Annotated in this window: 2 protein-coding genes and 1 pseudogene; all 3 read right to left on the reverse strand. The window is 45.2% G+C overall.

The features are described from left to right. Nucleotides 1-52 precede the first annotated feature (52 nt). On the reverse strand, nt 53-190 hold the full coding sequence (locus tag LC574_RS37160; RefSeq protein ID WP_229458629.1) for a histidine kinase: 138 nt from the start codon (nt 188-190) through the stop codon (nt 53-55). Next, a complete protein-coding gene (gene cobA, locus LC574_RS37165) occupies nt 172-1,809 on the reverse strand; it encodes a uroporphyrinogen-III C-methyltransferase (protein ID WP_229458630.1) in 1,638 nt (545 codons plus the stop codon). The genes LC574_RS37160 and cobA overlap by 19 nt, the downstream gene beginning before the upstream one ends. Before the next feature lie 9 nt (nt 1,810-1,818). Beyond that, nucleotides 1,819-2,121: pseudogene (locus LC574_RS37170) on the reverse strand (hypothetical protein); the annotation flags it as partial.

Genomic DNA, 2,121 nt, shown 5'->3' on the forward strand with positions numbered 1-2,121 from the left:
CGTAGATTGCTGGAATTAACTTTAAATATATTTGTGACAATAGTAGCGAAAATTATCTAAATAGATAGATTGGGAATTGGACATGGGGCATGGGGCATTGGGCATTAGTTATTCTATCTCCCTCATCCCCCTCATCTCCCTCATCCCCCTCATCTCCCTCATCTCCCTCATCTAAGAATTTGTCGCCCATGTTATCAATGCTTGGGTTAAACCATCTAAAGTATATTCTTGGGCTTCTACATCCACACGCTTGAATAAAAAATGACAGGTTTTGGAGGTTTGAGGCCCGATAGAGGCAATACAAACGCCCTCTAATAATTGACTAGGATCAGAGTTGTTGGAAAATATTTTGTCAGTAAGTTGACAGAAAAATTGCACAGTTTTAGAACTGGCAAAAGTAATCACATCTATCTTGCGGTTTTGGAGAGCTAACTGTGCTTCTGGTGGAATACCACTAGGACAACAAGATTGATATGCGGCAACTTCTATCACCTTTGCTCCCTTGAGAGTTAAGTCCTTAACCAAAATTTCTCTGCCGCCGCTTTCCACTCTGGGAAATAAAACCTTTTTACCACGCAGATCCTCTGGGAAATTTTCTACTAAAGAATCAGCAACAAAGTTGGGGGGAATAAAATCTGGCTGGAGAGAGTGTTGTTTGAGACAATGGGCTGTTTTCTCACCAACGACGGCAATTTTGACGCCTGCTAAGGCACGACTATCTTTACCTTGGGCGATTAGCCTTTCAAAAAAGTAGTCTATGGCATTGGTAGAAGTGAGAATTAACCAGTCGAAGTCAGATAAATGAGCGATCGCATTATCCAAAGCTTCCCAACTGGAGGGCGGGCCGATTTCTAAGGTAGGCATTTCGATGACTGTTGCACCTAATGCGATGAGGCGATCGCTAAATTGGCTCGACTGTCCAACTGAACGTGTCACTAAGATTGTTTTGCCACTGAGGGGAAGAGGAGATAAGGGGAAGTTGCTTAACATAGGTTGGGGTATAGGAATACTCTCGTTCACAGCCGGAACCTGGGAATGCTTTTCTCCAGACTCCTGCCTGATAATTTTGTCTAAATATATATTCTCAGGTTGTAAGTACTTCCGTAGCCCAACAACTTCGCCAATAACAATTACTGCTGGAGAAAGGGATAATTCGGTGGTTTGTTCCACAATATTGCCCAGTTGTGCTGTCCAAATTTGTTGACGAGGAGTTCCTGCCCAACGGATTATGGCAATGGGTGTTAAGTGCGATCGCCCGTGTCGCACCAGTTGATGTACAATTTCTGGCAGATGTTGCCCTCCCATCAAAATTACCAATGTCTCTAGTCGTGAGAGTGCCTCCCAGTCTAAAACTTCTGGTTCATGAGCTGTAAGCACTACAAAAGTGCGACTCAACACCGGATCTGTGAGAGGAATTCCTGCTAACAAAGGTGCTGCAAGGGCTGAGGAAATTCCTGGTACTAGTTCAAAATCACAACCAGATGCTTTGAGTGCTTCAATTTCGGAAGTACAACGCCCAAAAATCAACGGATCGCCTGATTTGAGCCGTACAACTTGTTTCCCTTGCTGGCAATGCTTTACGAGTAACTTGTTAATCTCAGCTTGGGTTGTACTGGGTTTCCCACCGCGTTTCCCAACATCCAACTTCAAACAATCAGGTGGTACGCACTGCAATAATTGAGCATCTACCAGGGCATCGTAGACTAAAACCTGAGCAGCAGCTAAGAGATTGTAAGCTTTTACCGTCAGGTATGCCACATCTCCAGGCCCAGCACCTACAAGGTAGACTTTACCCCTTTCTTGAATCATGGTCAATTGTCATTGGGCATTGGGCATTGGGCATTGGGCATTGGGCATTGGGCATTGGGCATTGAGCATTGGGCATTGGGCATTGGGCATTGGGCATTGGGCATTGGGCATTGGGCATTGGGCATGGGGAAGAGGTAGAGGGGCAGAGGAGATATGTTTTAGAATACAACTTGGTGTCAACATAGTTTTATAAGAAAGGCTAGCTGAAAACCCTTGAGAAACAGCGCGGAGTCGGAGACACTCCGCCTCCGAACACAGTTGCGTATTTCGTACTTTAGGCTGCGTGTTGAAAGCTTTCGGGCGGCGTTTACG

Source organism: Nostoc sp. CHAB 5715 (assembly GCF_020829685.1).
Classification (GTDB): Bacteria; Cyanobacteriota; Cyanobacteriia; order Cyanobacteriales; family Nostocaceae; genus Nostoc.